Genomic DNA, 5,010 nt, shown 5'->3' on the forward strand with positions numbered 1-5,010 from the left:
CTTGCCGGCGCGCGCTTGCGGCCGCCACAACTCGAACAGCCTGTTCTTGATGTCGCGACGGTAGTGTTCACGCACGCGCATATTCTCAATCTCGTTGAGCAACCCCTCAAGCCGCGCTTCGAAGGCGGCCCGCCGCTCCGGCGTATCGATGGCGCTTGCCCGTATCTCTCGCCGCCAGACCATATCGATGAGTGGTATGGCGTTCTTGATATAGGCTGCGAAGGCTGCAGGGCCAGCGCTTTGCACAAGATCGTCCGGGTCCTGACCTTGAGGCATGAAGGCGAAGCGAAATGAATGGCCCTCGCGCAGCACAGGCAGCATGCGGTCAACAGCCCGCGCCGCGGCTGCCTCCCCCGCCCGGTCGCCGTCGAAGCAAATGACCGGCTCCGGCGCGAGCTGCCAAAGTTGTTCCATCTGCCGAGCGGTGAAGGCAGTGCCAAGCGTCGCCACCGCATTCTTGAAGCCGGCCTGGTGGAGCGCGATGACATCCATATAGCCTTCTGTGACGATCAGTTCGCCCTTGTCGAAGGCAGAGCTGCGCGCGCGGGCGAAGTTGAACACAACCGAGCCCTTGTCGAAGAGGCGCGTTTCCGGCGAGTTCAGATATTTGGGCTGGGCGTCGGGTGCGAGGGCGCGCGCGCCAAAAGCGATGACCCGTGACTTCGCGTCGAGGATCGGAATCGTTAGACGGTTGCGGAAGCGGTCATAGGTGGGACGCCCATCGTCGGGCTTGATCACGAGCCCCGCGTCAAGCAATTGCGCTTCTGTGAATCCCTGTTTCAACAGAGCCGCCTTGAGCGTATCGCGCCCACCCGGGGCATAGCCCATGCGGAACTCTTGGATTGTCTCGCGGCTCAGCCCGCGCCCCTCGGTGTAAGCGAGCGCCTCACGCCCGGAGCCCGCATGCAGCGCCTGCTCGAAGAAACTGGCGGCAGCTTCCAACGCGTCCATGAGGCCGAGCCGTTCCTTGACTGACCGCTCGTACTGAGGGTCCGGCTTGGGAAGCTGTACACCCGCCTCGCCCGCGAGCCGCTCGACCGCTTCGGGGAAGCTCAATCCCTCCGTTTCCATCAGAAAGCGAAAGATGTCGCCATGCTGTCCCGACGAGAAGCAGTGATAGAAGCCCTTCTCATCGTTGACGGTGAAAGACGGTGTCTTTTCCTTGTTGAACGGCGACAGGCCCTTCCACTCGCGCCCGGCCCGCTTGAGCTGAACGCGGCGCGACACGACCTGGCTCACAGGAAGCCTGGCGCGGACCTCATCCAAAAACGAATCTGAGAACTTCATTGCTAAGACAGTGGGGCTTTCGATCCCTCCGCGCGACCGCGCGAGAGGCGCTTCTCACCATTATCCACCGATTGGAACAAATTGTGAACAGGCGGTTGAAACGATGCACCGCTGGGCTACTCTTTTCCAAAAAAGGAGGCTCCTGCCAAATGGCCGAAGGAAAAGACGTTGTTGAGAGCGCCCCGGAAGCAGGCCTCCGATTCTATATCGGCATCGCCCTCTTTGCCGTCAGTTTCGCCGGGCCTTTGATCACCATACCGTTGCTAGGTGTCTTTGGCCTCTCGGCGGGCGAGATCGCTTCCTATTCGGCTGGCATTTTAGTGAGCGCGGAGGTCTTGCTTGTGGCTGCCGCCGCCATCATGGGCAAGAGCGGGTACGCCTATATCAAGAGCAAGATCTTCGGCGCGCTGAAACACTACGGCCCGCCGCAGGAGGTCAGCCTGACCCGCTATCGCATCGGGCTCGTCTTCTTTGCAGTGCCGCTGATCTTGGGCTTCCTCTCGCCCTATGTGAAGAGCCTGATCCCCTACTACGAGGGCAACGAAGTCTTGTTTGCCATCGGCGGCGACGTGGTCGTGCTGGTCGGGCTTTTCATTCTCGGCGGAGCGTTTTGGGACAAGCTGCGCGCCCTGTTCATCTACGAGGCGAAGGCGGTGTTTCCCGAGCCATCGAAATAGCAAAGGACTTACCGCACAGCCGACTCCGGCCAAGCAGGCTCGCGCCACAGAACGGTCACGCGGCTTCACTACGCAGGGCGAATGCGCGTTAAGAGTCGTTCCCGTTTGAGTAATCTCATCACCAAAATCGCCGGAGCTGCCTGCATGATCGCTGGCCTTGCCACGGTCTGGCTGCCGATCCCAACAGGCCTCATTTTGATGGTCATCGGACTGACGCTTCTCATTGCCAGCAGCCCGACGATTGCCGCCTGGGCGCGAATCATCCGGAGGCGGAACGAAGGGCTGGATGAGAAGCTTAAGCGCGCCGAACCTTATCTTCCCATGCAGATGCAGCGCGTACTGGCCAGGACAAAACCGAACCGGTCAGGCAAGGGTCGAATCGACGCCGCACCCCGGCCTTAAGTCAAATCCTCTCGACCAAGTCGCGCTGCCGATTGGTGTGCTGCGGGCCTGCGCAACCTGCCGCTGAATCTATCGCCTTGATTTGCCGCAAAGCTATCTGCGACAAATGAACCAATATGGCGGTGTCAGAATCGGCGCATGACACGGGAGGGGCTATTGAACACGTCACAGGGACTACCCGGTACAGCTTCCGAAGGACTACCCGACATAGCCAAAGTCGACATGGGGGCGCCGTTCCGTTGGCTGGCCGAAGGCTGGAGTTACCTTTGGAAGGCGCCGGGACCGTGTTTGATGTACGGGCTCCTTGTCGCGTTACTGAGCTTTGCCATTGCCTATGCGTTGGTCGAATCTGACGCAGAATTCTGGGCCCTCGCCTTGACCTGTGGCTTCGTGTTCGTTGCGCCCATGATCGCCATGGGGCTTTACGAAGCGGGGCGGCAGATCGAACTGGGCAAGAAGCCGACCCTCGGGGAAATGCTGTATGTCCGGGATGCCGTTCGGCTTGATCTCGCTTATTTCGGTCTGTTCTTGCTGATGATCTATCTGCTCTGGGGGCGCATCGCGCAGATCGTCTACGGTCTGTCGACCTATCAGCTGCACCGCACGGTCGAGTCCTTCGTCGACTTCGCGCTCAACACCCCGGCTGGCAACAATATGTTGCTAACGGGCACGGTGATTGGAGGCATCATGGCCTTCTTCACCTACTGCGGCGTTGTCGTCGCCGCGCCCATGCTCCTGGATCGCCATACCGGCGTGTTCGCCGCCATCGTGACGAGCATCCGCGCTGTCGGGGAGAATTTCTGGCCGATGGTATTGTGGGCTTTCATCCTTGCCGTCCTAACCCTGGCCACCGCAGCGACGGGCTTTCTTGCCCTTGCGATCGTGTTCCCTTGGCTTGGTCTTGCCAGCTGGTGCGCGTATCGGGAGCTCGTCCCGGGACCGCTGCCTAACTCAGGCGCCGCCTAGGCTCCGGCTTGATTTAGCAGTCTTAACTGCCTGTCGTCCGTTGCCCCGCGTAACGTGACATCGCCGCGGACGGTTTTCTCTGAACGGGTCCGCTGGCGTGGGGTGTTGGCATTCACCCGATTCGGAAGCCCACTATGAACTGCCGCTAGCGGCGTTCGCTGACCTTGAGGAGAGCAGCGCGCCCGGCTTCACTTCATTGTTGGCGCGATCGCCCTCCGACAGAAGCGATGTTGCAAAGCAGCAATTGGGTTCGTTTCGTAATACGGGGTCCTCACCAGAGACGCACGAGCCTTACCGGCGTCGACGATCTGGGGCGCTCGGCTCCTCTTGACGGAGTCGTACACCTTGTCCTTTGCCCTCACCCGCTGGGATGAACTCGATGCCGGCTTTCTCTAGGACCGCCTGCATCTGCTGAAGCGTGGCCAGGTGGGCACCAAAGCCATTCTCAAATCTGCTTACCGTGTTGGCCGCTAGGCCCGCATGTTCTGCCAGGTCGCGGACGCTCCACCCTAAGGCCGCTCTCGCCATGCGCACCTGAGCGCGACTGATCACGCCAGAACCCCTCTACTCAAATTATGGGTTGATTTGTACCAATTTTGGTGTACAATATACCCAATATTTAGCTGGCGAGGTGTCATGAGCGCTCTTCCCGTTAGGTCCGAAATCCAACGTTACACCCGTATAAGGGAGTGGCTTCTCGAGCAGTTTCCCGAGATCGACGATCAAGCGATTCGCGATACCCTGGAAGGAGAAACCGACCTCCACGAGATGATAGCCGCCGTCATTCGTTCGGCGCTAGTTGATGAGGCACTCTCAACAGGACTTCGCGGTCGACTGAACGATATGAAGGAGCGGCTGAAGCGGCTCGAAGAGCGCGGAGCAAAGAAGCGGCAGCTCGCACTGGACGCCATGGATGAGGTGGGGCTCAACAAACTCCAGCAGCCCGATTTTACAGCCTCCACCCGGCCCGGTTCACCGTCGCTGGTGGTAACCACAGAAGGCGCTGTCCCCGCCCCCTATTGGGTTCCCCAACCACCCAAACTGGATCGTCAGGCTCTTCTTGGTGCGCTCAAACGCGGCACTGACATTCCGGGAGCCCAGCTCAACAACCCAAAAACCGTTTTGGTCGTGAGGACAAAATGATGGAGTTCCGTCCCGAGCAAATCCGGCAACTGAAGGCGAAGCTCAAAGCCCGCCACGTGAAGACTCGCCAGGCGGAAGGTGCCCTCCTCCACTATGTTGAAGGTTGGCACAGCATTGCAGAAGCAAACAGGATCTTTGGGTTCGATGCCTGGGACCGCAGGACCATCTCGTCCAAGTGCGTGCAGAGCGAACGAAGCGGTAGAATCCATTTTGCGGCCTATGTCGCCAGGGTTCGCATCAGCGTGCGGGCTGGAGACATCACCATCGTTCGCGAAGGTTCGGGCATGGGCGAAGGGGCCGCCCCCACGCCGGGCAAAGCGCATGAACTGGCGCTCAAAGGCGCTGAAACTGATGGCACCAAAAGAGCTTTGGCGACCTTCGGCAATCCCTTCGGACTTGCATTGTATGACCCCGAACAGGCTGGTGTCGGCAAACCCCGCTGCGATAAAGACCATGACCCAAAGGACGGCGGCCCCTGGGTGCTGCGCGCGGCAACTGGGTCGCCACAGACGACATTTGAGATGCCGGAAGGCTT

General features: G+C 60.0%; 7 protein-coding genes. 5 read left to right on the forward strand and 2 right to left on the reverse strand.

The features are described from left to right. The coding region (gene dnaG, locus AC33YF_RS12790; RefSeq protein WP_491777594.1) for a DNA primase at nt 1–1,287 on the reverse strand (1,287 nt) is incomplete at its 3' end. Nucleotides 1,288–1,436: 149 nt separating this feature from the next. On the opposite strand from dnaG, the gene AC33YF_RS12795 reads away from it, so the two are divergent. The 3 genes from AC33YF_RS12795 (at nt 1,437) to AC33YF_RS12805 (ending at nt 3,332) form a co-directional block, all read left to right on the forward strand. After that, nucleotides 1,437–1,964 carry a transporter suffix domain-containing protein gene (locus AC33YF_RS12795; protein ID WP_491777595.1) on the forward strand — a complete coding sequence of 176 codons (528 nt, stop codon included), beginning with the start codon at nt 1,437–1,439 and terminating at the stop codon, nt 1,962–1,964. A 105-nt stretch (nt 1,965–2,069) separates the two neighbouring features. Beyond that, a complete protein-coding gene (locus AC33YF_RS12800; RefSeq protein WP_491777596.1) occupies nt 2,070–2,366 on the forward strand; it encodes a hypothetical protein in 297 nt (98 codons plus the stop codon). A gap of 156 nt (nt 2,367–2,522) precedes the next feature. Next, complete coding sequence (locus AC33YF_RS12805) at nt 2,523–3,332, forward strand: DUF2189 domain-containing protein (protein ID WP_491777597.1); 810 nt, start codon at nt 2,523–2,525, stop codon at nt 3,330–3,332. Nucleotides 3,333–3,623: 291 nt separating this feature from the next. Here AC33YF_RS12805 and AC33YF_RS12810 read toward each other — a convergent pair whose 3' ends face one another. Then, on the reverse strand, nt 3,624–3,884 hold the full coding sequence (locus AC33YF_RS12810) for a helix-turn-helix domain-containing protein (RefSeq protein ID WP_491777598.1): 261 nt from the start codon (nt 3,882–3,884) through the stop codon (nt 3,624–3,626). A gap of 84 nt (nt 3,885–3,968) precedes the next feature. On the opposite strand from AC33YF_RS12810, the gene AC33YF_RS12815 reads away from it, so the two are divergent. Together AC33YF_RS12815 and AC33YF_RS12820 are read left to right on the forward strand one after the other, a co-directional pair. Continuing rightward, nucleotides 3,969–4,475 carry a siphovirus Gp157 family protein gene (locus AC33YF_RS12815; protein WP_491777599.1) on the forward strand — a complete coding sequence of 169 codons (507 nt, stop codon included), beginning with the start codon at nt 3,969–3,971 and terminating at the stop codon, nt 4,473–4,475. Beyond that, nucleotides 4,475–5,010: Rad52/Rad22 family DNA repair protein (locus AC33YF_RS12820; RefSeq protein WP_491777600.1), on the forward strand; the 536-nt coding region annotated here is incomplete at its 3' end. The genes AC33YF_RS12815 and AC33YF_RS12820, both read left to right, overlap by 1 nt.

The organism is Methyloceanibacter sp. (assembly GCF_058506495.1).

Bases quoted from the DNA above. Each gene is read 5' to 3' on its own strand.
- AC33YF_RS12795 (WP_491777595.1), top strand. From the start codon at position 1,437: ATGGCCGAAGGAAAAGACGTTGTTGAGAGCGCCCCGGAAGCAGGCCTC.
- AC33YF_RS12815 (WP_491777599.1), top strand. From the start codon at position 3,969: ATGAGCGCTCTTCCCGTTAGGTCCGAAATCCAACGTTACACCCGTATA.